General features: G+C 58.2%; 14 protein-coding genes and 2 pseudogenes. 13 read left to right on the top strand and 3 right to left on the bottom strand.

Features of this window, described 5'->3' with window-relative positions; translation table 11 throughout:
* Position 1 precedes the first annotated feature (1 nt).
* The 6 genes from L6R21_00155 to L6R21_00130 all read left to right on the top strand — a co-directional run bounded on the left by L6R21_00155 (position 2) and on the right by L6R21_00130 (position 6,004).
* On the top strand, positions 2-799 hold the full coding sequence (locus tag L6R21_00155; protein ID MCK6557584.1) for a hypothetical protein: 798 nt from the start codon (positions 2-4) through the stop codon (positions 797-799).
* A gap of 44 nt (positions 800-843) precedes the next feature.
* Complete coding sequence (locus L6R21_00150; GenBank protein ID MCK6557583.1) at positions 844-1,269, top strand: DUF488 domain-containing protein; 426 nt, start codon at positions 844-846, stop codon at positions 1,267-1,269.
* A 330-nt stretch (positions 1,270-1,599) separates the two neighbouring features.
* Entirely contained in the window at positions 1,600-2,022 is a 423-nt protein-coding gene (locus tag L6R21_00145; protein MCK6557582.1) for a cytochrome c maturation protein CcmE, read from the top strand.
* Between the two features lie 131 nt (positions 2,023-2,153).
* Positions 2,154-4,154 (top strand): heme lyase CcmF/NrfE family subunit, encoded by a 2,001-nt coding sequence (locus tag L6R21_00140; protein MCK6557581.1) that lies wholly within the window; start codon positions 2,154-2,156, stop codon positions 4,152-4,154.
* A 19-nt stretch (positions 4,155-4,173) separates the two neighbouring features.
* Positions 4,174-5,202 (top strand): adenosine deaminase, encoded by a 1,029-nt coding sequence (gene add, locus L6R21_00135; protein ID MCK6557580.1) that lies wholly within the window; start codon positions 4,174-4,176, stop codon positions 5,200-5,202.
* Positions 5,203-5,266: 64 nt separating this feature from the next.
* A complete protein-coding gene (locus tag L6R21_00130) occupies positions 5,267-6,004 on the top strand; it encodes a DUF2652 domain-containing protein (GenBank protein ID MCK6557579.1) in 738 nt (245 codons plus the stop codon).
* A gap of 50 nt (positions 6,005-6,054) precedes the next feature.
* Here the strand turns inward: L6R21_00130 and L6R21_00125 are convergent, their stop codons facing one another.
* Together L6R21_00125 and L6R21_00120 are read right to left on the bottom strand one after the other, a co-directional pair.
* Positions 6,055-7,170 carry a carboxylate-amine ligase gene (locus tag L6R21_00125; GenBank protein MCK6557578.1) on the bottom strand — a complete coding sequence of 372 codons (1,116 nt, stop codon included), beginning with the start codon at positions 7,168-7,170 and terminating at the stop codon, positions 6,055-6,057.
* A 65-nt stretch (positions 7,171-7,235) separates the two neighbouring features.
* Complete coding sequence (locus L6R21_00120; GenBank protein MCK6557577.1) at positions 7,236-8,222, bottom strand: hypothetical protein; 987 nt, start codon at positions 8,220-8,222, stop codon at positions 7,236-7,238.
* 391 nt (positions 8,223-8,613) lie between these two features.
* On the opposite strand from L6R21_00120, the gene L6R21_00115 reads away from it, so the two are divergent.
* The 6 genes and pseudogenes from L6R21_00115 (at position 8,614) to L6R21_00090 (ending at position 18,965) form a co-directional block, all read left to right on the top strand.
* Positions 8,614-9,681, top strand: coding sequence for a hypothetical protein (locus L6R21_00115; GenBank protein ID MCK6557576.1), 1,068 nt, complete (start codon positions 8,614-8,616; stop codon positions 9,679-9,681).
* Positions 9,682-9,770: 89 nt separating this feature from the next.
* Positions 9,771-10,526, top strand: a complete 756-nt coding sequence (locus tag L6R21_00110) for a hypothetical protein (GenBank protein MCK6557575.1) — start codon at positions 9,771-9,773, stop codon at positions 10,524-10,526.
* 577 nt (positions 10,527-11,103) lie between these two features.
* Positions 11,104-14,274: a S8 family serine peptidase gene (locus tag L6R21_00105; protein MCK6557574.1), complete on the top strand. Its 3,171-nt coding sequence runs from the start codon at positions 11,104-11,106 to the stop codon at positions 14,272-14,274.
* A gap of 1,031 nt (positions 14,275-15,305) precedes the next feature.
* Positions 15,306-16,379, top strand: a pseudogene (locus tag L6R21_00100) (phytase).
* 114 nt (positions 16,380-16,493) lie between these two features.
* Positions 16,494-16,688 (top strand): annotated as a pseudogene (locus tag L6R21_00095) (PKD domain-containing protein).
* A 15-nt stretch (positions 16,689-16,703) separates the two neighbouring features.
* A complete protein-coding gene (locus tag L6R21_00090; protein ID MCK6557573.1) occupies positions 16,704-18,965 on the top strand; it encodes a PKD domain-containing protein in 2,262 nt (753 codons plus the stop codon).
* Here the strand turns inward: L6R21_00090 and L6R21_00085 are convergent.
* Positions 18,908-19,279 carry a hypothetical protein gene (locus L6R21_00085; protein MCK6557572.1) on the bottom strand — a complete coding sequence of 124 codons (372 nt, stop codon included), beginning with the start codon at positions 19,277-19,279 and terminating at the stop codon, positions 18,908-18,910. The genes L6R21_00090 and L6R21_00085 overlap by 58 nt on opposite strands.
* On the opposite strand from L6R21_00085, the gene L6R21_00080 reads away from it, so the two are divergent.
* Positions 19,256-21,934 carry a fibronectin type III domain-containing protein gene (locus L6R21_00080; GenBank protein ID MCK6557571.1) on the top strand — a complete coding sequence of 893 codons (2,679 nt, stop codon included), beginning with the start codon at positions 19,256-19,258 and terminating at the stop codon, positions 21,932-21,934. The two genes, L6R21_00085 and L6R21_00080, sit on opposite strands and share 24 nt — an antisense overlap.
* Positions 21,935-22,022 lie beyond the last annotated feature (88 nt).

Here is a 22,022-nt window from a genome sequence, read left to right as displayed (position 1 = left end):
AATGGATAACTGGCAGCCAAAACGGATCCTGATCTTAGGTACAACTTATCCAAGCTATTCTCAGAAATACACTGAAACCGTTTGTACTGGAGGCATATTCGAAGATACTTTTGAAATGGTCAGACTTCATCCAATTCCGCACCGATACCTGGAAACAGAGCACCAGTTCAAGTCTTTTCAATTCATCAAAGCAAAGATCACAAGGAATCTCAGTGATCCACGCCCTGAGAGTTATCGCATCGAACCGAACTCTATTGAACTGCAGGAAGCAATACCACCAGAGAGACCTGAGGACCGAAGGAAATATCTTGAGAGATCACCTCACTTTTGCAGTTCTGTTGAAGAACTAAAGGATAGACAAGACAAGCATAGAACATCTCTTGGGATTGTAGTGCCGAAGAAGATCATAGACTGCAGTATTGAGCCGCGTTCTGAGCATGAAAGACTGGAATGGGAAGAAAAGGAGAGAACAATCTTAGACCAGCAAGACTTATTCAACATGCTCAAGCCAATAGATTTCCCAGAGGCCCAGTTTTTTGTTTCTTGGGAATGCAATGATATACGTTGCAGAGGTCATAAGATGAATCTACACCAATGGGGAATTCACGAATTATATCGAAAACTCAAGAATGATCCCGAGCGTGACAAAAAGGTTCTGAAGGCAATGCGCAGTAGACTAGATCAGTCAAATCAAGATGTTTTTCTTTTTCTAGGCAACTTCAGGGGCATTCAATTCAACTTTGGTCTTATGGATTCATATTCTGCGAAAAAGACGCAACAGCTTGCTTTGGAATTTTGAACAAAGTCCTGAAGAGGTGAGACACTAAACTCTTGGAGGAGGAGATGGTATGTTTCAATCTTGGCTACCAAGGGAGATCATTAGCGGAGTTATGTAGCACATTATCTGAAAATGCTGTCAAGATTCTTATAGATGTTCGGGAGCATGCGTGGAGTCAACGTCCAGAGTTTAGAAGAGTAGTGCTGCAAAACACACTGGCCAGTCACGGAATCAGTTATCTCCATTGCAAGATGGCAGGTAATCCTTTTCGTCCTCGCAATGGCGAACGTCTTGATTTCAAAGTCTGCGCTGAAAGGTATGAGCGACATTTGACAGAGGTCCCTGAGGTATTGGATGAATTGGAGAGCGTAATCAAGAATCAACGCTGTGCTCTATTTTGCTATGAACGAGAACGCAACTCCTGTCATCGAGATATTCTTCTGAATGCACTTTCAGTTAGAAATCCTAAAATGAAGATTATCAACCTTTGATGTTTCGAATTGCAGAAATTTGAAGTCCGACGAACTTCAATACTTTAGGATGCCAAAGTTGTGATTGGTCTTTGTGATGTCCGCGGTTTGAGCGTACGCCAAGTTTTGGCCTAGGGCCGCTACGCCTGAGGTTCGCAGCCTTGAGGAATACGATTCGCAATATCGAGAAATCATTGCCGCCAGCGGCGCCCAGCCGCCCGGCATGAAGCGAGGCACCCTCTGAAATTATTGGCTTTCGCCGAATAGATCGACCAGGCGAGACTGGCATGGAAATTGACCATCTCGCCTGAAACAGACCAAATTAACCCCACACAGTGCTGAGGTGAAATTATGGAACGTCGTCGTGTTCGAATCTTCGCTGCCTTCGGTGCGGTCATCGCCATCATTGGATGGGTGATCGCCAGCGGCTTTAAGGATACAATGGTGTACTACAAGACCGTGCCGGAACTCAGAGCCATTGGCCAGGAAGCGGATGGCCGCGGCTTCCGGGTGAGCGGGCACGTGGTGCCCGGCTCGGTGGTGAAATCCGAGGATGGCCTTTCGATCAAGTTCATGATCGAAGAACAAGGCCAGCAACTGCCGGTTTCGTATCACGGTATCGTACCGGACACATTCAAAGAGGACATCGATGTTCTGTTGGAAGGCAAGTATGCCAACGGCCAGTTTGCCGCCAACCAGATCTTCACCAAGTGCGCCAGCAAATATGAAAGCGAAGACGGCAGCGGGTATTCGGCTCCTCCTTCTTCGACATGAGCAGCCCGCCCGGAAGCTGGTTTCAGATTGTGCTTCAAACCATGGCCCCGTCAAGGGGCTTTTTTTCAACCCAGCCGCCAGGGTGCTCACTGGTTGAACTGCCGTAACACCTGAACCCAGGACAACAACTCATGACTCAATTTGGAAGTATCTTCATCTGGCTGTCGCTCGGCTGTGCGGTATACGCCATTCTCGCGTCCGTGCTGGGCGCGCGGCGCAAGGATGCGCAACTGGTCGCCAGCGGCGAACACGGCGCGTTTGGCGTGGCGATCTTTCTCACGCTGGCGGCGCTGGCTTTGTGGCAGGCGATTTTCGCCGACAACTTCCGCGTCGAATACGTGGCGGGTTACAGCAATCGCGCGCTGCCGGCTTACTACAAGTTTACCGCGCTGTGGGCGGGCATGAAAGGTTCGCTGCTGTTTTGGGGATGGCTGCTCTCGCTGTTCAGCGCGCTGTGCATTCTGCTTTATCGCCGCAAGCAATCCGTGCTCATGCCCTACGTCACGGCGATCAACACCGCGGTGACGCTATTCTTCATCGGCTTGATCACGTTCGTCACGCCGCCGTTTGAAATGCTCAATTTCATGCCGGCGGACGGCCGCGGCTTGAACCCGCTGCTGCAACATCCCGCCATGGCCATCCATCCGCCGGTGCTTTATCTCGGCTACGTGGGCTTCACCATTCCCTATGCCTTCGCCTTGGCGGCCCTGCTCAGCGGCCAGCTCGGCAATGAATGGCTCAAGATCACGCGGCGCTGGACCATCATTCCGTGGTTCTTCCTGGGCGTCGGCATGATGCTGGGCGGCAAGTGGGCTTACATGGAGCTCGGCTGGGGCGGCTACTGGGCTTGGGATCCGGTCGAAAACGCCGCGATGATGCCCTGGCTCACCGGCACCGCCTTCCTGCATTCCGTCATGATTCAGGAAAAGAAAAACATGCTGCGCGTGTGGAACATGGTGTTGATCATTCTCACCTTCACCCTGTGCATCTTCGGCACTTTTCTCACCCGCAGCGGCGTGATTTCCTCGGTGCACAGCTTCACCACCTCCAGCCTCGGCCCGTTGTTTCTCGCGTTTGTCGGCCTGATTGCGATCGCCTCCTCGTGGATTCTGATTCTGCGCTCGCATATCTTGCGCAGCCCGGTGCGGATGGAAGCGGTGGTCTCGCGTGAATCCACCTTCCTGCTGAACAATGTCGTGTTCTTGGGCGCCTGCTTCGCGGTGTTCTGGGGCACGGTTTTCCCGGTGGTGTCCGAGGCCGTGCGCGGTGTCAAGATCACCGTCGGCGCGCCCTGGTTCAACGCGGTGCTGGTGCCGATTTCGCTGTTTCTGTTGCTGCTCACCGGCATCGGGCCGCTGGTGGCGTGGCGCAAAAGTTCGCTGGCGCAAATGCGCAAGATCTTCGCGATTCCGGTCACCGGTGCCCTGCTCGCGCTGGTTTTGTTTGTGGCATTCGGCATCCGGCACGTGTACGCGCTCATCTCCTTCACCCTGAGCGTGTTCGTGACCGTCACCATCGTGCTGGAGTTCCACCGCGGCGCGCTCGCCCGCGGCCACAGCAGCGGTGAGGCTTATCCGGTGGCGCTTTGGCATCTTCTGCTGCGCAACCGCCGGCGTTACGGCGGCTACATCGTGCATTTCGGCATGGTGCTGTTGTTCGTCGGCGTAACCGGCATGGCGTTCACGCAGGAAATCGAAGGCCAGGTCAAGCCCGGCGAATCACTCAAGCTGCGCAACTATGAGCTGGTTTATCAAACCACCGAGCAACACAGCGATCCCAACAAAGTGGTGATCCAGGCCACCATGACAGTCAAGCGCGACGGCAAAGTGGTGGATACGATCTATCCGCAAAAGCATTTTTATGTCGTCCAAGAACAGCCAACCACGGAAGTCGCGCTGTTTTCGAATTTGCGCGAGGACTTGTATGTCGTCCTCGGCGCGCATCAACCGGAGACCAATGCCGCGACCTTTCATGTGTACCTCAATCCGCTGGTCACATGGGTGTGGATTGGCGGCTTGGTGTTGACGCTGGGAACCTTGATTACGCTGCTTCCCGAGCCGCGCGACAGCCGGCGCCAGCAAGCCGGCCAACCGGCGGCACAGGCCGACAAACACGAGCCCGCCACCGCCTGATCGACGAGGAGATTCTGGCATGAAAATCACCCGTGACTTCCTGCACGCACTACCGAAAACCGATCTGCACTGTCATCTCGACGGCTCGATCCGGGTGAACACCGCCATGGAGCTCGCCCGTGCCAACGGTCTCTCCCTGCCCGGCAACGCGGCCGAGGCCTACGATTTCCTCTCGGTCAAGGGGCAGGTGGAAAATCTCAGCGAGTATATCGACAAGTTTGATCTTACCCTCAAGCTGATGCAGGAGGAGGAGGCGCTCCGCCGCATCGCCTACGAGCTGGCCGCCGATGCCGCCGCGGAAAACGTGCGCTACATCGAAGTCCGCTTCTCCCCGATCCTGCATCAGCAAAAGGGGTTGTCCCTCGAACAAGTGATGGATGCGGTGCTCGCCGGCCTGGGCGAAGCCGAGAAGAAATTTCCGATCCGTGCCGCGGTGATCATTTGCGCGATTCGCAGCATGGCGCCCGCCGCCACTTTGCGGCTGGCGGAGTTGACGCTGCAATACAAGCGCCGGGGCGCGGTCGCCTTCGACCTGGCCGGCCGCGAGTTCGGCAATCCCGCCAAGGATCACGCCAAGGCCTTCTATTTTATCCGCAAACACTGCATCAACTGTACGGTGCATGCCGGCGAAGCCTACGGCCCGGACAGCATCTATCAGGCGATTCATGCCTGCGGCGCCCACCGCATCGGCCACGGCACCCGCCTGATCGAAGACGAAGATTTGCTCAGCTACGTTTGCGATCACCGCATTCCGCTGGAAATCTGCCTGACCAGCAACGTGCAAACCAAGACCGTGCTGCGCATTGAACACCACCCTTTCAAGAAATTTCTCGACCGCCAACTGCGGGTCACGCTCAACACAGACAATCGCCTCATTTCCCGCACCACCATGACCGACGAGCTGTGGCTTGCCGTGCAGACCTGGGACCTGAACTATGAGCAGGTGAAAAAGATCGTGCTCAACGGGTTCAAGAGTCTGTTCATTCCTTTCGCCGAAAAGGCGAAAATCTACCACGAAGCCAAGGCCCTGCTGGCACAGTACGATTGAACTGCCTGCCTGCCGCTGCGGGGTGCCTGATTACATCGTCATCCAACATCTCTGCGAGGCCGGAGTGCAACCTGCCACCTCGAAAGCCATTCTGTTGATTGCCGATATCAGCGGTTTTACCCAGTTCATGCGGCTGCATCGCATGGCCACCAGCCATGCCAAGCAGATCGTCGTGCGGCTGCTGCAGTCGATCATTTCCGCTTCCGCCCCGCCTTTGACGCTGGCCGAACTGGAAGGGGACGCCGCGTTCTTCTATGCGCTGTATCCCACCGCGGAAGAATTGCCACAGGCACTCGCCGCAGTCAAAGCGCAATTGCCGGAGTTCTTTCGTTCGTTTTACCGGGCGCTGCACCAGACTTGTGATTTGCGGCTGTGCGTGTGCGAGGCTTGCACACGCGTCGACGATCTGCGGCTGAAAATCGTGATGCACGCCGGCGAAGTGGCGATCGAGCGCATTCAGACCTTCGAGAATCTGTTCGGCCTGGACGTCATTCTGGTGCACCGGCTGCTCAAGAACCCGCTGCCGGCACGCGAATACGTCTTGATGACGGAGGAGGTTTACCGCGAGCTTGGCGGGTTTCAGGAATTGCAGCCGGAGCGATGCCGGGTCAACTGCGAAGGCATCGGCCGGGTGGAGACGCTGGTGTTCTATCCGCCGGCGGAGTTGATCGGCGTCGCCGCCAACCGCGGCGCCGCGCGCCAGCCCTCTTTCCTGCAAAAGCTCCGCTGGATCGTGCAACTCGATTGGGGCTTCGTACGCGGTGTTCTGGCCGGCAATAAACAAAAAGCCCCCGCCCATTAGGGTGGGGGCTGTGCCAGGCCGCAGAATTTGAGGGCCATGCCGGCCCGCAGTCATCCTCCCTCTTTGATCCCTTCCATCGTCTCCCGGATCAAATGGTCCATCACCGCCGTGAGATCATGATTGCTTTCCTCATAGACCTGAAGCTGGCGATCGGCGCTGGTGCCCACCTCCAAAATGCGGTAAAGGTAGTTGATCTCGTGGCGGCTGTCGAGTTCTTCGACCGCTTCATCGACAAAGCGGATGTATTCATAGAGCAAGTCGCGGAACGGCACTTCCGCTTGCTTGCCGAAATCGATCAACTTGCCGGAGACGCCGTAGCGCGCCGCCCGCCATTTGTTTTCCTCGATCAAAGTCGGCCGGTAGGTGCGGAAGCTCATGTTGTCCTGGTGCAGCATCCAAAGCTTGGCCACGGTCGCCTGAATCAGGGCGGCAATCGCGATGGTGGTGTCGAGATTGGTGGGAATGTCGCAAATGCGGATTTCGATGGTGTTGAAAAAGGCATGCGGCCGGATGTCCCACCAGATTTTCTTGCCGTTGTCGATGCAGTTGGTTTTCACCAGGGTCTGCACGAAATGCTCGAAGTCGGCCCAGGAGGCGAAATAATCCGGGATGCCGGTGCGGGGAAAGCGGCGAAAGATCACGGCACGGGTGGATTTCAAGCCGGTGCGGCGGCCCAGCCAAAACGGCGAGCTGGTGGAAAGCGCCAGGATGTGCGGCAGGAAATAGCGCATCTGGTTGCAAAGCGCGATCGCGGTCTCGCGGTCTTCGATGCCGACGTGGACGTGCAGGCCGAAAATCAAATTGGCGCGCGCGACGTCTCCCATCTCATCGATGATCATCTTGTAGCGTTCGTGTTCGGTAATCTCCTGCGTGCGCCAATCCGAAAAGGGATGGGTGCCGGCGGCGACGATGCACAGCCCGTTCTTGGCGGCAATCTGTGCGATGCCGCGCCGCAGGGCGGTCACGCTCTCACGCGCCTCGCGAATGTTGCGGCAGATGCCGGTGCCCACTTCGACCACCGACTGGTGCAACTCCGGCTTGATGTTTTCCTGCAGCAACATCCTGCCTTCCGCCAGCATTTGCGAGAGGTGAGACCGCAACTCGCGCGTGTGCGGATCGACGATCTGAAACTCCTCCTCAATGCCGATGGTGAACTGCTCTTTCACGTTCAGGCTCCTTCATCGGTTCGGGACAGGTGCGAGGCGCGTCACTGGCAGCGGCCGGCAGTGACTCACCGGCCCGGTGAGTCGGCGAGCAGGGGCTCGACCGGATCATGGCCGGCGCTGCCCAGAAAATTCGACCACAGATATTCCGCCGGCGGCGTCACCGGCAATTGTGCCCGTTCCAGCGCAAGGTCGGACATCTTGTCGACTACCCATTCGAAATTGGGCGGCGTGACGGACTTGTAATCACAATCGGGCGCGGGATTGCCGAAGTCAATCGCATAGGGGATGCCGTTGCGCACGGCAAACTCGCAGGTGTTGAGATCATACCCCAGTGCCTGATTAATGAGCAGGCAGTAGGTGGTGATGGCTTCGGTCAGCGCCGGCGTCAGCGGCGACGCGTTTTGGAGATATTGCTCGAAAAACGGCTTGCCGGGATCATAACGCATGATGCGGACATGCCGCCGGCCCACGGTGTAGCAGCGATAATACTCGGTGAACTCGATGGCCTCCTGCAGCACCATGCAGAGGATGCCGGTCTGATTGTAACAATTGAAAAACTCTTCGGCGTTGTGGACTTTGTAGACGTGTTTCCAACCGCCGCCGCTGTGCGGTTTCAGGAAGGCCGGCCAGCCGATGTATTCGAACACCGGCTCCCAGTTGATCGGGTATACCATGTTACGCATCGATTGCGAGGAGGTGTAGGGCGGATGCGCGTTATGCGGCAGCAAGACGGTCTTGGGCACGGGCACACCCAGCCGGCGGGCGATCGCATAATTGAAGAATTTGTCATCGGCACTCCACCAAAACGGGTTGTTGATCACATGCGTGCCGGAGAGCATGGCGTTTTTGAGGTAGGCGCGGTAAAAAGGAATGTCATGAGAAATGCGATCGATGATGACGTGATAGCCGCTCGGTTCCGCCATCTGGATGGTTTCGAGCTTGATGAATTCTGCGGTGGCGGGCAGCTTGCGTTCCGCGCTTTTTTCATTGATGCGGGCAATCAGTGCTTCGGGAAAGGAGTTTTCTTCGCCGCGTAGGACACCAATTTTCATTTACCCTCCTCTTCTGCGAGTCCGTCTCGGAGTTCTTCTGCCAGAAACTTGGCCGCGGCCGGCGGCGTGCCGGAAAGATCGACCCGGCGGCGGGCATGGCCACATTGTTTCGTTGCGGGAACCTCACCGTTGGCGGGAGCGCGCGTGATAGATTAGGCGACCGGCTCCCGGTCCGCGCACAGCAGCCACCTGGTTCCCAGCATGTCAAGCAACGATAAAACGCAGAAAATATAAGGAACGGCTTACAAAAAGGGAAGGGAAAATTTCCCCGGACAAAATCCCCCGCGGCAGTTTGCTCATTCACGCACATTTGTGAGTATTCTAAGGTGATGGAAGAATCATCCCTCGTTCCTGGCATTGGCAGGCATTCGCAGATTTACAAGGAGTAGAAATGGGTCCATGGACGCTGATTGCCGGCTGGCAAGCCCGCCTCAATGGCAAGCTAGATGGCGTGAAAGAGAGACCGGCGCAAAACGGCGAAAACATCGCTTACTATCTGTATAAAGGCAAACAACCGGGGATCAGCAGCAACGGGCAGTGGCATGAGGTGCAATGTGCCTCCGAGTATGAACAAAAAGTGTGCAAGATCGCGGATCGCGCCATTCGCAAAGTCTACCAGAAATGGCAGAGCCGGGATGCCAAGCTCATCGGCCAGCACAAGAATTGGATGCACAAGCTCAAACAAGCCGAGGAAAACTACTTTGCCCGGCGCAACGACCTGGAGCGCGATTCGACCTTCGACGCCACGCCCTGGTGGTATTTCCCCATGATCTTCGTCTTCGGCATCGCCGAGTTCGCGATGAATGCACAGGTGTTCGACATCTTCGGCTCGCCGCGCTTCGAGACCGTGATTATGGCGATGATCCTGTCCTTTGCCATCCCGGTGTCCGGCCATTTCTGGGGCCGTTTTCTGCGCGAGGATGAAAAGGAAAAGCCGCTGATCTTTCTCTCCATCGGCTGTTTGGCGGTGATTCTCTTCTCGCTGTACTCGCTCGCCGAGGTGCGCAACAACTATCTGCGCACGGCCGCCGCCTCCTCCGATGAAATGGCATTCAGTGCCTGGCTGTTCTTCCTCTCGCTCAATTTGCTCATCTTTGTGATTTCGGTGTATGCCTCATGGTACGCCCATGAGCGGGATTTCAAGCTATTCAAGTTCAAACGGGATTACCTGAAGGCGATGGCCAAGATTCACAAGATCGAAAGCCGGCGCAATGCGCTGAAATCCTCCTGCCACAACCAGAGCTTCCGCATCCGCGACGGCGCCCACCAGGCGATCAGCGTCTACCGCCAGCACAACATGCGCCACCGCGAAGATGACCGCCGGCCGCGCGCCTTCGAGATGCTGCCGGACATCCTGATTCCCGATTTCGAAGAAGAAACTTTTGCCACCAACGGGCAAAGCCTGCCCCTGCGCAGCCTGCCGCCCCAGGCGGGCAGCTCGCGCTACGCCTTTGACTGAACAACGGCGCGCCCCGGCCGGCTCCTGGCTACGGCGCCCGGTTGCCTGTTCCGCGTTCTGAAACACAAACCCTCGAGTGGTTTTGAAGGATGAAAATCACGATCACACGTTTTGCCAGAGAGTTGTCCCGGCGTGCGGCGCTGCTGCTGGCAGCCCTGTCGACGCTGACATTCACCACCGCTTGTGACAACACGGAAGCGCAGGACAGCGAGCCGCGGTGGGTCATGATCTTTCTCGACATGTCTTTGAGCACGCTGCCCGATCGCGAAAATTATCAAAAGTACATCCAAAACATCGTGGCCAGGCTCAACGCCGGTGACCGCGTGACGGTCTGCAAAATTATCGACCTCACCATCGCCGACTTTGCGCCGATCTACGACGCCACCCTGCCCTCCTTCAACTTTTGGACCGACAACCGCACCCAATACAACAAGCACACGCGCGGCATCACCGATCAGATTCTCTCCACGGTGGACAGCGTGCTGCAAACCAAGCCGCGCATTCAGAAGGCCGAGATCATCAACTCCTTCATCATCTGCGATCAGCTCATGCGCGGCAAACGCGGCAAGAAGTCCCTGGTCATCATCTCCGACATGCAGGAAAGCTCAAACGAGTTCGATTTTCGCACCGACGCGATGACGCCGGCCTATGTCAGCCAGGCGCTCGCCACGCTGAAAAGCAAGGGCCGCCTCCCCAATCTGGCGGGTGTCGAAGTCTGGATTGCAGGCGCCTATTCGAAGGAAACCGAACGCTATTTTACGATTCAGGATTTCTGGAGCCGCTACATCGCCGCCAGCGGCGCCGAGTTGAAATCCTACTCCCACACCCTGCTGGATTTTGAGTAACGGCCGCCGTCGTCAAAAATCTCCCCAAAGTTCCGTTGACAAAGGCGGCGGAATTCCCTATAATCCGCCGCGTCCTTTCGGCGTGATGCCACCTCATCAGGAACACCTCCGGCGCTGCTTCAGCATCAGCTTCCCACCCGTTGAGACGGTGCCGGGCACAACGCGAACGACCTTTCACCGACATGAGGGATGCGATGCACGTGCCGCCGGTCCGCAGCCTGGGGAAGACAGCCAGCGTACCAACCAATCCGCGGCCTGATCCGCCATCTCCTTCCATCTCCATCATTTCGTTCGCAGTCAAGCGAATGTGTTGATATCACGGCTGTGTTGTCACCTTCATTACTCATTTGATCGACCTCACTGTTCTTGCAGGCAGTTGTCGCAATTCGCCAAATCCAATGCACCGGTGTGGAAGCTTTTTTTTCAAACTGGATTCCCGCAGCGCGCCGGCCGGGGTGGTCTGCTCTCTTGCCCTCGCGTCAAAAGGCCGCTTCGACCATGCGGCAGCGGCATGCGGGAAACAATTTTTGAAGCTGGCCGGTGTGCCGAACTCTGATCTATACCAAAAGGAGAGGCAATGAGACGAGCAATTACCACGGGATTGATGCTTCTGGCGTGCGCTTCACTGGCTTGGGCGTCAGAAGCAGGCGTGAAAAAAATGGAGGTCAAGCGGCCAGACCTTGCCATCCCGAGCTTTGTCGGCTGGGTGCCGGACGAAATCGTCGTACAGTTTGACAAATCGGCGGTGATGAATTTCGACCAAACCACCATGGCGCTGGGCAAGTCCGGCCTCAATGCCATCGATCAACTCAATCGGCAATACCAGGCGGTGGCGCTCACGCGGCAGTTTGCGGCCAGCCAGCCGCGCGTGTATAACGGCCGGACGATCGACTTGTCGGGCTGGCATAAAATCAAATTCGCGAGTGCCGTCGCGGACATCGAAGCCGTGGTGGCGGAATACCAGCGGCTGCCCGGCGTGATCGATGCTCAACCGATCGGCATTCACACGGTCTACGCCACGCCCAACGATCCGCAATTCGCCAGCCAATACCATCTCAATCAAGCCAATGATCATGACGTCGATGCGCCGGAAGCGTGGGACCAGCAAACCGGCAACAGCCAGATCATCGTCGCCATGCTCGATACCGGCGTGCGCTACTATCACAAGGATCTCGGCGGCGCCAATGCCGCCGCCGGCAATTTTTCCTCGATCAGCGGCAACATGTGGAAGAATCCCGGCGAGATCATCGGCAACGGCATCGATGACGACGGCAACGGCTACATCGATGACATTGTCGGCTACGATTTTGTGTCAGCGCCGATCGCGGGATCCAATTCCTGCTGGCCGGGCGAAGACTGCACCACCAAAGACAACGATCCGCGCGATTTCAACGGCCACGGCACGCACTGCGCCGGCAACATCGCGGCGATCAACAACAACGGCTACGCCACCGCCTCCGTTTCCGGCGGGTGGCTCAATGGCGCGCAACAGGTTGCCGGCAACGGCGTGAAAGTGATGGCCTGCCGCATCGGCTCCTCGGAAAAATATTTCGGCTTTTTGAACATCGAAGTGGGTTATGTGCGCATGGACTATTGCGCCGAGGCTTTCAATTATGCGGCGAACAACGGCGCGCACATCGCCTCGTGCTCGTGGGGTTCCTCCAATTCCGGCGGGTTGGCAGCGGCCATCGACAACTTTCTGGCCGCGGGCGGTTTGATCTTCAAGGCCGCCGGCAATGACAACACCGGCGACAGCCCGGATTATATGGGCTCGCGCACGGACATCATCAATGTCGCCGCCACCGATCAGAACGATCTCAAGTCCGATTTCTCGAACTACGGCAGCTATGTCGATGTCGCGGCCCCGGGCACGGATATCCTCAGCCTTTATCACAATCACAGTGATGCCGCCAACGACTACGTGGCCACGGTCAGCGGCACCTCGATGGCCACACCGATTGCCGCGAGCGTGGCCGCGCTGATTTGGTCGGCGGATCCCAGTCAAACCGCGGCGCAGGTGCGCAGCCGCTTGCAAAGCACCGCGGACAACCTCGACGGCCTGAATCCCTCCTATGCCGGCAAGCTCGGCGCCGGCCGCGTAAATGCCTTTCGGGCCATCGACGGATTGGGCGCGCCGCCAACGCCGCCCACGGCACCCACCAACTTGACCGCGAATGCGGTGAGCAGCAGTCAAATCAACCTTGTCTGGCAGGACAACGCCACCAACGAAACCGGATTCGAAATCGATCGCGCCACCACCTCCGGCGGACCTTACACGCAAATCGCCACCACCGGCGCGAATGTCATCAACTATTCGAACACGGGCTTGTCGCCCAACACAACCTACTACTACCGCGTGCGCGCCACCAACGGCGCCGGCGACTCGGGCAATTCCAACGAGGCCTTCGCCACCACCCAGTCGCCACCCCCACCGCCAGCGGCGCCCACCAACTTGGCGGCGAATGCGGTGAGCAGCAGTCAAATCAATCTCGCCTGGCAGGATAACGCCAGTGACGAAACCGGATTCGAAATTGATCGCGCCACCACCTCGGGCGGACCATACACGCAAATCGCCACTACCGGCGCGAATGTCACCACCTATTCGAACACGGGTTTGTCACCCAACACGACCTACTACTATCGCGTGCGCGCCACCAACGGCGCCGGCGACTCGGGCAATTCCAACGAAGCTTTCGCCACCACGCAGTCGCCACCCCCACCGCCCGCGGCGCCCACCAACTTGACGGCGAATGCGGTGAGCAGCAGTCAAATCAATCTCGCCTGGCAGGATAACTCAAGTGACGAGACCGGATTCGAAATTGATCGTGCCACTACCTCCGGCGGACCGTACACGCAAATCGCCACCACCGGCGCGAATGTCACCACCTATTCGAACACGGGCTTGTCGCCCAACACGACCTACTACTATCGCGTGCGCGCCACTAACGGCAGCGGCGATTCCAACAACTCGAATGAGGCCTTTGCCACTACGCAGAACGCGCCGTCCGGCAACCTGGCATTGAACAAGAATGCCACCGCCTCGAGCACCTACAACTCCACCTACACGCCGGCCAGGGCGGTGGATGGCAGCACCGCGAGCAGTTCCTACTGGCGCAGCGGCTCGATCAGCAGCAGCAACCCCGGCGCCTGGTTGCGGGTGGATTTGGGCGCACAATACAGCCTGACGCGCGGCGTGGTGAAATGGCGGGAGAATTATTACGCCACGCAGTATCGCTTCCAGATCTCGAACACCGGCGGCAGCAGTGACGCCGAATGGACGACGGTCTACACCAACAACAGCGGCGCGGCCGGCACCCAGGATGTCAGCTTCACTTCGCCGTTTGCGGCACGCTACTTCCGCATCCGCATGGACAAGAACCGCAAGTCCAACTACCGCGTGTTCGAGTTGGAATGCTATGCCGGCTCCAGCCCGGCACCCAAGCCTGCCGGCGATGAGCCGGGGTTGATCGCGGCCGAAATGCCTGCTGATTTCGAGCTGGGGCAAAACTATCCCAATCCCTTCAATCCCAGCACCAACATCACGTTCAGCGTGCCGCAGGAAGAACATGTGACGCTGAAGGTCTTCAATGTGATCGGTGAAGAAGTCGCCACACTGGTGAATGGCCGCCGCGAAGCCGGCGTCTACACGGTGTCGTTTGCGCCTGCGGATCTGCCCAGCGGCATCTATTTCTACGTGCTGCAGGCCAGTGAAACCAGGCTGGTGCGACGGCTCGTGTTCATGAAGTGAGCTGTGCGCGCCGGCGTCGGGGAGGTTGGTTTGTCGCCACCCCTCCGCGCCGGTCGCGGTTTCCACTTCCCCCCGGAAGGTGCAAGCGTTCGGCTGGACGACAAGTTTCAGCCGAACGCTTACGTTTCTGCCGTTGGCGCGCTTTTGGGGATGGCAGTAGAATGGCAGGATGCTTTCACACACTTTTACATGGGAGATTCTCTATTCGCATTGTGCAGCTTTTCGGCTTTTGAAACTTCTGACTGATCAGAAGCCAAACCGGTGACGCTGGGCAGTGTTCGCGGTTGATGCGCGCGCAGCCGTTGCGTACCGGAGGCTTGCCTGACAGTGGTCTTGTTCCCGAAGGTGATTCCGGAGACTGGCTGATACGGCGGCGAATTTGAATGATCGGGGCAATGGCACTCGTGCACGACCTGCTCAAGTGGCCACAAGACCAGCGCAGTGAATCACCCTACGAAACGGGACCCCAGATGATCTCTTTAATCACCCGATTGGCGCCCCGGCCGCCTCAGCTTGCGACTGGAAGCCGCCCCCCAGTAACGACCAGTGTTCCCATTCAAACCACCGGGAACCATGCCGCTTTCTTTCCTGATCGTGCTCCCCTCCTGATTGACGATCAGCCGTGGCAGGCGATTGCCACCATGCCAAGAATGCAGATCCCACTTTGGCTAGAATGTCACTCCATTCAAGATCGCCACTCCAATCAACAGTGCTGCAGTCCAGTTCTTACCGAGCGTGCCGCGCGAGCGCCGCTCATCTGCCATCATTGCTTCGAACGCGATTGACGTTGGGCTGTCATGCCGCCTCTCTTGCCGCGCCGCTGCTGCCGGGCGACGCGTGCTGTTGTGCAATGCCAGCCGGGCCGGCGCGCCTCACCCACCGGTTCGCTGCGCGGAAACAATCCGACCCGAAGCCCGCTTGCTGGGGGCGGGAAGGCCCACGTGCCTGACCGCGTCCTGTCGTCCCTGCTTCGTTGACGGCCACATGCGGGGCTTCGCAGGCTTCATCATTCAACCAGGGAGACAAGGCCCATGCAACCACAAACTGCTGCGACGAACAAGCGGCCGCCCGCGCCGGCAATCTTTCCGTCACGCCGCCCGATAGGCAGGAAATCAACTCGCTGGAAATTTCTTCCGGCTGGGCTGGCTTTCTTCGCCTGGCTCGGGCTTGCCGGCCAGGCGCAGGCGCAGACCATTCCTTCCGAGATAACAGTCAATGCGCGCGTCAATACCGGCTCGGTGAGCGGCGATGCCGATGACCCGGCTATCTGGATTCATCCCACCGACCCGGCGCAAAGCCTGGTAATCGGCACCGACAAGATCGGCGATGCGGTTTACGTTTGGGACATGAATGGCCAGCAACGGCAGCGCGTTTCCGTTTCGGCTACGCCCAACAACGGAGATGTACGCTACGGCATGCCGGTCGGCGGCGTACCGGTTGATATCTACGTCGTCGGCGCCGAAAACCCCAGCCGTCTGGTGATTTTCAAAATCGATCCGAACACCCGCCAGCTCAGTGACATCACCGCCAGCGGCGCCACCTCCACGCCGCAGGTCAAAGAACCGTATGGCGTTTGCTTGTATCGCCGCGCCAGCGACGGCGCCTATTTTGCCTTCGTCAACAGCAATGGCGGCGTCAATGGCGTGCTGAATCAATATCAGTTGCTGGACAACGGCGCGGGCAGAGTGCGTGCGGTGTTCGTGCGGTCTTTCGGCGGTGACGTAAATGGCGATCACTCCGAAGGCATGGTGGCTGATGACGAGCTGGGCTACGTCTATATCTCGGAAGAAGATTGCTGTGTGCACAAGTTCCACGCCGATCCCGCGATGGGTAATCAGCGGTTGGCGGTTTTTGCACAGGGCGACGGCATCGATCCGGATCGTGAAGGGCTGGGTATCTACGGCTGCGCCGACGGCACGGGTTACATTCTGCTCTCCAGCCAGGGCAACAAGCGCGTCAAAGTCTATCGTCGCGAGGGCGATCCCGGCAACCCGCACAGCCACAGCCTGGTGACGACCCTTTACACGCCGCAGGTGGGTGGCACCGACGGTCTCGATGTGACCAATCTTCCGGCCGGCCCGACGTTTCCCTTTGGCTTCATGGCGAAACACAACAGCAGTCCCAAGAATTTCGCCTTGATTGCGTGGGAGGATATCGCCCAAACCTACCTGACCATTTGCCCGAACACCTGCGCTATCACCGCGGATTTCTCCGCCAACATGACTCAGGCATGCGCCGGCCTGCCGGTGAATTTCACCGATCTGACCTCCGGCTCGGCAACTTCCTGGTCATGGGATTTCGGGGATGGTCAAACTTCCACCTCGCAAAATCCCACTCACACCTATGCCGCCCCTGGCGTCTACACCGTGACGCTAACCTCGTCTGATGGCAATTGCAGCGACGAAGAAACCAAGACCGATTTTATCACAGTGACCGGCGCGCCAGCAGCAGAATTCATCGCGTCATCGACTTCCGGCAATGCGCCGTTCACGGTGAATTTCACCGATCAATCCACTGGCAATCCCACTTCCTGGGCGTGGGATTTCGGTGATGGCGGCACCTCGACCGCGCAGAATCCTGCGCATACGTACAATGTCGCTGGTGACTACACCGTGATCCTGACCGCCAGCAATGATTGCGGCTCGACAGTTGAAACGAAAACCAACTACATTCACGTTGATCCGTGCATTCCGCCTGCAGCAGCATTCATCGCGTCCTCGACTTCCGGCAATGCGCCCTTCACCGTGAATTTCACCGATCAATCCACCGGCAGTCCCACTTCCTGGGCGTGGGATTTTGGCGATGGTGGCACCTCGACCGCGCAGAATCCTGCGCATACCTACACTGCTGCCGGCGATTATACCGTGACGCTCACCGCCACCAGTAGCTGTGACTCTGATACAGAAACCAAGACTGCCTACATTCACGTTGATCCGTGCCTGCCGCCAGCAGCAGAGTTCATCGCGTCATCGACCTCGGGCAATGCGCCGTTCACCGTGAATTTCACCGATCAATCCACCGGCAATCCCACTTCCTGGGCGTGGGATTTCGGCGATGGCGGCACTTCGACTGCGCAGAATCCCTCGCATACCTACACTGCTGCCGGCGATTACACCGTGACCCTCACCGCCACCAGTAGCTGTGACTCTGATACAGAAACCAAGACTGCCTACATTCACGTTGATCCGTGCCTGCCGCCAGCAGCAGAGTTCATCGCGTCATCGACCTCGGGCAATGCGCCGTTCACCGTGAATTTCACCGATCAATCCACCGGCAATCCCACTTCCTGGGCGTGGGATTTCGGCGATGGCGGCACTTCGACCGCGCAGAATCCCGCGCATACCTACACTGCTGCCGGCGATTACACCGTGACCCTCACCGCCACCAGTAGCTGTGACTCTGATACAGAAACCAAGACTGCCTACATTCACGTTGATCCGTGCCTGCCGCCAGCAGCAGAATTCATCGCGTCCTCGACTTCCGGCAATGCGCCGTTCACCGTGAATTTCACCGATCAATCCACCGGCAGTCCCACTTCCTGGGCGTGGGATTTCGGTGATGGCGGCACCTCGACCGCGCAGAATCCTGCGCATACGTACACTGCTGCCGGCGATTACACCGTGACGCTCACCGCCACCAGCAGCTGCGACTCTGACGTGGAAACCAAGGCTGCCTACATTCACGTCGATCCGTGCCTGCCGCCAGCAGCAGAATTCATCGCGTCCTCGACCTCCGGCAATGCGCCGCTCACGGTGAATTTCACCGATCAATCCACCGGCAGTCCCACTTCCTGGGCGTGGGATTTCGGCGATGGCGGCACCTCGACCGCGCAGAATCCCTCGCATACCTACACTGCTGCCGGCGATTACACCGTGACGCTCACCGCCACCAGTAGCTGTGACTCTGACGTGGAAACCAAGGCGAACTACATCACGGTGACAAATGTGCCGACGGGCAATTTGGCACTGAGCGAACCGGCGACGGCCTCCAGCACCTATAGTTCCTACGCGCCCAGCCGCGCAGTGGATGGCAGCACGACTTCCTACTGGCGCAGCGCCAACGTGACCAAATCAACTCCCAACACCTGGCTGGCCGTTGATCTGGGCTCGGCATTCAGCCTGACGCGCGCGGTAATCCGCTGGAAGGAAAACTACTTCGCGCGGCGGTATCGCTTTCAAATCTCCAACAGCGGCGGCAGCAGCGACGGCGAATGGACGACGGTCTACACCAACAACGCCGGCGCCGCCGGTTCGCAGAACGTGACTTTCACCTCCCCCTTCGCGGCGCGCTATTTCCGCGTGCGCATGGATCAGAACAACAAGGCGAACAATCAGGTTTTCGAGCTGGAGTGCTATGCCGGCGCAGCCAAGATCAGCGCCGGCGAGAACGACTTTGCCGCAACCGCAAGTCCGGCCGAGCTTGTGCTCGAGCAGAATTATCCCAACCCCTTCAATCCGACGACGCTGATCAGCTTCCGCTTGCCGGCAGAAGGCGAATTCTCGCTCACCATCTACAGTACCAATGGTCAGTTGATCAAACGCCTGGCCGGAGGCTGGCTCGCTGCTGGCCGGCATCGTTTCGAATGGGACGCCACCGATGAAAACGGCCGGCGCGTCGCGAGCGGGGTGTATCTCTACCTGCTGCAAGCCGGTGAATTTGCCGTGCAGCGCAAGCTCTTGTTGATGAAGTGAGCGAAGTATTTGCCCGGCTCATGCAATAAGAACATGGCGGTCAACCGCCCACCTGCGCAGGCCTGCTGTGCCGTGGTCAGCGCAGGATTCCTGCAACTCATTTCACTCAACCTGAGGTTGATATGAAAACCGATAGATTCCCGGTCTCTGGCAGCCTTGTCGTTTTCCTTTTCAGTCTGCTGGTTGCTTGCGCCGCGCTGGCGCAAGCAACCAGCCTGCCGCCCCCCAATCTGAAAATAGCCTTCATCGGCGGCCAAGGGTTCGGTGAGAATGCGCGCGCTGTTTTGGATATGATCCGTAACGAAGGCGCGCAAGCGGTGATTCACCAGGGCGATCTCGACTATGATCACAATCCCGCCGGTTGGGATCAAATGATCAACGATCATCTCGGCGCCAATTTCCCCTACTTTGTTTCAATCGGCGACGCTGACAAAGACGAATGGGACGGGCCGTCCGGCTATCAAGCCAGACTGGAAGCCCGCCTGCAGCGCATCGGCATTCCCTGGAGCGGCACGCTCGGCCTCAAATCATCGCTCTCCTTCAACGGATTGTTCATCATCCTGTCGGGGGTCGATATTCGCGAAACCGGACATGACGCCTACATTCGCCAGCAACTGGCAGCCGACAACTCCATCTGGCGAATCGTGAGCTGGCACAAGAACATGCGGCTGATGCAGGTGGTCAACAAAACCGATGAAACCGGCTGGGGCGTTTACGAGGAGTCACGCCTCGGCGGCGCCATCATCGCCACCGGCCATGCCCACAGCTACAGCCGCACCCACTTGCTCAGCAGCATGCAAAACCAAACCATCGCCAGCACTGCCAACACGCTGCACATTGAGAAGGGCAAGACGTTCGTGTTCGTGCACGAAATCGGCGGACACGGCATTCGTTCGCAAGAATTGTCCGGCAGTTGGTGGGCAAGCATCTATACCCGCAGCCAAAACGCGGAGTACGGCGCCTTGTTCGGCGTTTTTCATTACCAGGGACAACCCAACAAAGCTTACTTCTACATGAAGAATCTGCGCGGCGAGATCATCGACAGCTTCACGGTGATCAGCCACGTCAATGAACAACCCAGCACGCCCAGCCTGCACCTGACGATCCCCAATGGCGGGGAGATCTGGGAAATCGGCACCACGCGCACGCTGAACTGGACCAGCACCAACTTTTCCAACCCGGTCAAGCTGGAATACTCCGTAAACGACGGATCAGCGTGGACCACGATTGCCGCCAACGAAAGCAACGACGGCGTCTACGCCTGGACCATCGCGGCCCCGGCTTCCACCCAGGCGCGCGTGCGCGTGTCCGATGCCGCCGATGGCGATCCCAGCGATCTCAGCGACAACTCTTTCACGCTCACCGACATCCCATTTACACCCACGGCGTTGTCTGCGACGGCCACCAGCAGCAGCAACATCACTCTCAACTGGACTGATCATTCCGGCATCGAAGACGGCTACAAAATCGAACGTAAGACCGGCGCGGGCGGCAGCTACAGCCAGATCGCCGTGGCCGGCGCCAATGCCACGAGCTATTCCGACAACGGTCTGGCTGCGAACACCACCTACTTCTATCGCGTGCGCGCCAGCGCCGGCGGCGGGGATTCGGATTACTCCAACGAGGCCAATGCGACCACCTGGGCAACGGCGCAACCGCCGGCAGCGCCGGGCAATCTCACCGCCACCGCAGTGAGTAGCAGCCAGATCAACCTTCTCTGGCAGGATAATTCCAGTAACGAAACCGGCTTTGAAATCGATCGCGCCACCACTTCCGGCGGGCCGTACACGCAGATCACCACCACCGGCGCGAATGTCACGACCTATTCGAACACGGGCTTGTCGCCCAACACAACCTATTACTATCGTGTGCGTGCCACCAATGCCGCGGGCGATTCGGACAATTCCAACGAAGCTTTCGCCACCACGCAATCGCCACCCCCACCGCCCGCGGCGCCCACCAACTTGACGGCGAATGCGGTGAGCAGCAGTCAAATCAATCTCGCCTGGCAGGACAACTCCAGTGACGAAACCGGATTCGAAATCGATCGCGCCACCACTTCCGGCGGGCCGTACACGCAGATCGCCACCACCGGCGCGAATGTCACGACCTATTCGAACACGGGTTTGTCGCCCAATACAACCTACTACTACCGCGTGCGCGCCACCAATGTCGCGGGCGACTCGCCAAATTCGAATGAAGCTTCAGCGATGACATTGGCTGCACCCGCTGGCAATTTAGCTTTAAACAAGCCGGCAACGGCCTCCAGCACCTACAGTTCCTTTGCGGCCAGCCGCGCGGTGGATGGCACCAGTTCCGGTTCATCATATTGGCGCAGCGCGACGGTGAGCAAGCCGGCGCCGAACACCTGGCTGCGCGTCGACCTGGGTGCGGCATTCGACCTGACACGCGCGGTGATCCGATGGAAAGAGAACTACTTTGCCAGCAGGTATCGCTTTCAAATTTCCAACAGCGGCGGCAACAGCGACGGCGACTGGACGACGGTTTACACCAACAATGCCGGTACGGCCGGCACGCAGGATGTGACATTCAGTTCGCCTTTTGCGGCGCGCTATTTCCGTATTCGCATGGATCAAAACAACAAGGCCAACAACCAAGTCTACGAACTGGAATGCTATGCCGGCGGCGCGGCCAAGGCTGGCTTGCCGCTGGAAAGCGGGGCAGCGGCGATCAGTGAAGCCGGCAATCAACTCGATTTGCTGCACGTTTACCCCAATCCCTTCAATCCTGCCACCGTGATTGCTTATGTCGTGCCCGAGGAGTCACACGTTACCCTCAAAGTTTACAATCTTGCCGGACAAGAGGTGGTGGTGTTGGTGGAGGGCAACCTGCCGGCCGGCCGTTATCATGCGACTTTCCACGCCGGCCATTTGCCCAGCGGGCTCTATTTCACGGTTTTGCAGGCGGGCACAGCCAGGCAGGCGAGGCGGCTCGTTTTGATGAAGTAGTCAGCGTTTTCCGCCTGATCAGGCACGGTGAAGGGCAGGGCACAATCTCGTTGTGTCCTGCCTTTTCTTTTTCTACCTTCTCGCCGCG

Source organism: bacterium, assembly GCA_023150945.1.
In the GTDB taxonomy this organism is placed as follows: Bacteria; Zhuqueibacterota; Zhuqueibacteria; order Zhuqueibacterales; family Zhuqueibacteraceae; genus Coneutiohabitans.
Note: the sequence above shows the minus strand (reverse complement) of the source record. Positions and strands in the feature narration are given on the sequence as shown.

Excerpts from the sequence above, each read along its gene's own strand:
- L6R21_00155 (MCK6557584.1), top strand. The coding sequence starts at position 2 with ATGGATAACTGGCAGCCAAAACGGATCCTGATCTTAGGTACAACTTAT.
- L6R21_00150 (MCK6557583.1), top strand. The coding sequence starts at position 844 with ATGGTATGTTTCAATCTTGGCTACCAAGGGAGATCATTAGCGGAGTTA.
- L6R21_00145 (MCK6557582.1), top strand. The coding sequence starts at position 1,600 with ATGGAACGTCGTCGTGTTCGAATCTTCGCTGCCTTCGGTGCGGTCATC.
- L6R21_00140 (MCK6557581.1), top strand. The coding sequence starts at position 2,154 with ATGACTCAATTTGGAAGTATCTTCATCTGGCTGTCGCTCGGCTGTGCG.
- add (MCK6557580.1), top strand. The coding sequence starts at position 4,174 with ATGAAAATCACCCGTGACTTCCTGCACGCACTACCGAAAACCGATCTG.
- L6R21_00120 (MCK6557577.1), bottom strand. The coding sequence starts at position 8,222 with ATGAAAATTGGTGTCCTACGCGGCGAAGAAAACTCCTTTCCCGAAGCA.
- L6R21_00115 (MCK6557576.1), top strand. The coding sequence starts at position 8,614 with ATGGGTCCATGGACGCTGATTGCCGGCTGGCAAGCCCGCCTCAATGGC.
- L6R21_00110 (MCK6557575.1), top strand. The coding sequence starts at position 9,771 with ATGAAAATCACGATCACACGTTTTGCCAGAGAGTTGTCCCGGCGTGCG.
- L6R21_00105 (MCK6557574.1), top strand. The coding sequence starts at position 11,104 with ATGAGACGAGCAATTACCACGGGATTGATGCTTCTGGCGTGCGCTTCA.
- L6R21_00080 (MCK6557571.1), top strand. The coding sequence starts at position 19,256 with ATGATCCGTAACGAAGGCGCGCAAGCGGTGATTCACCAGGGCGATCTC.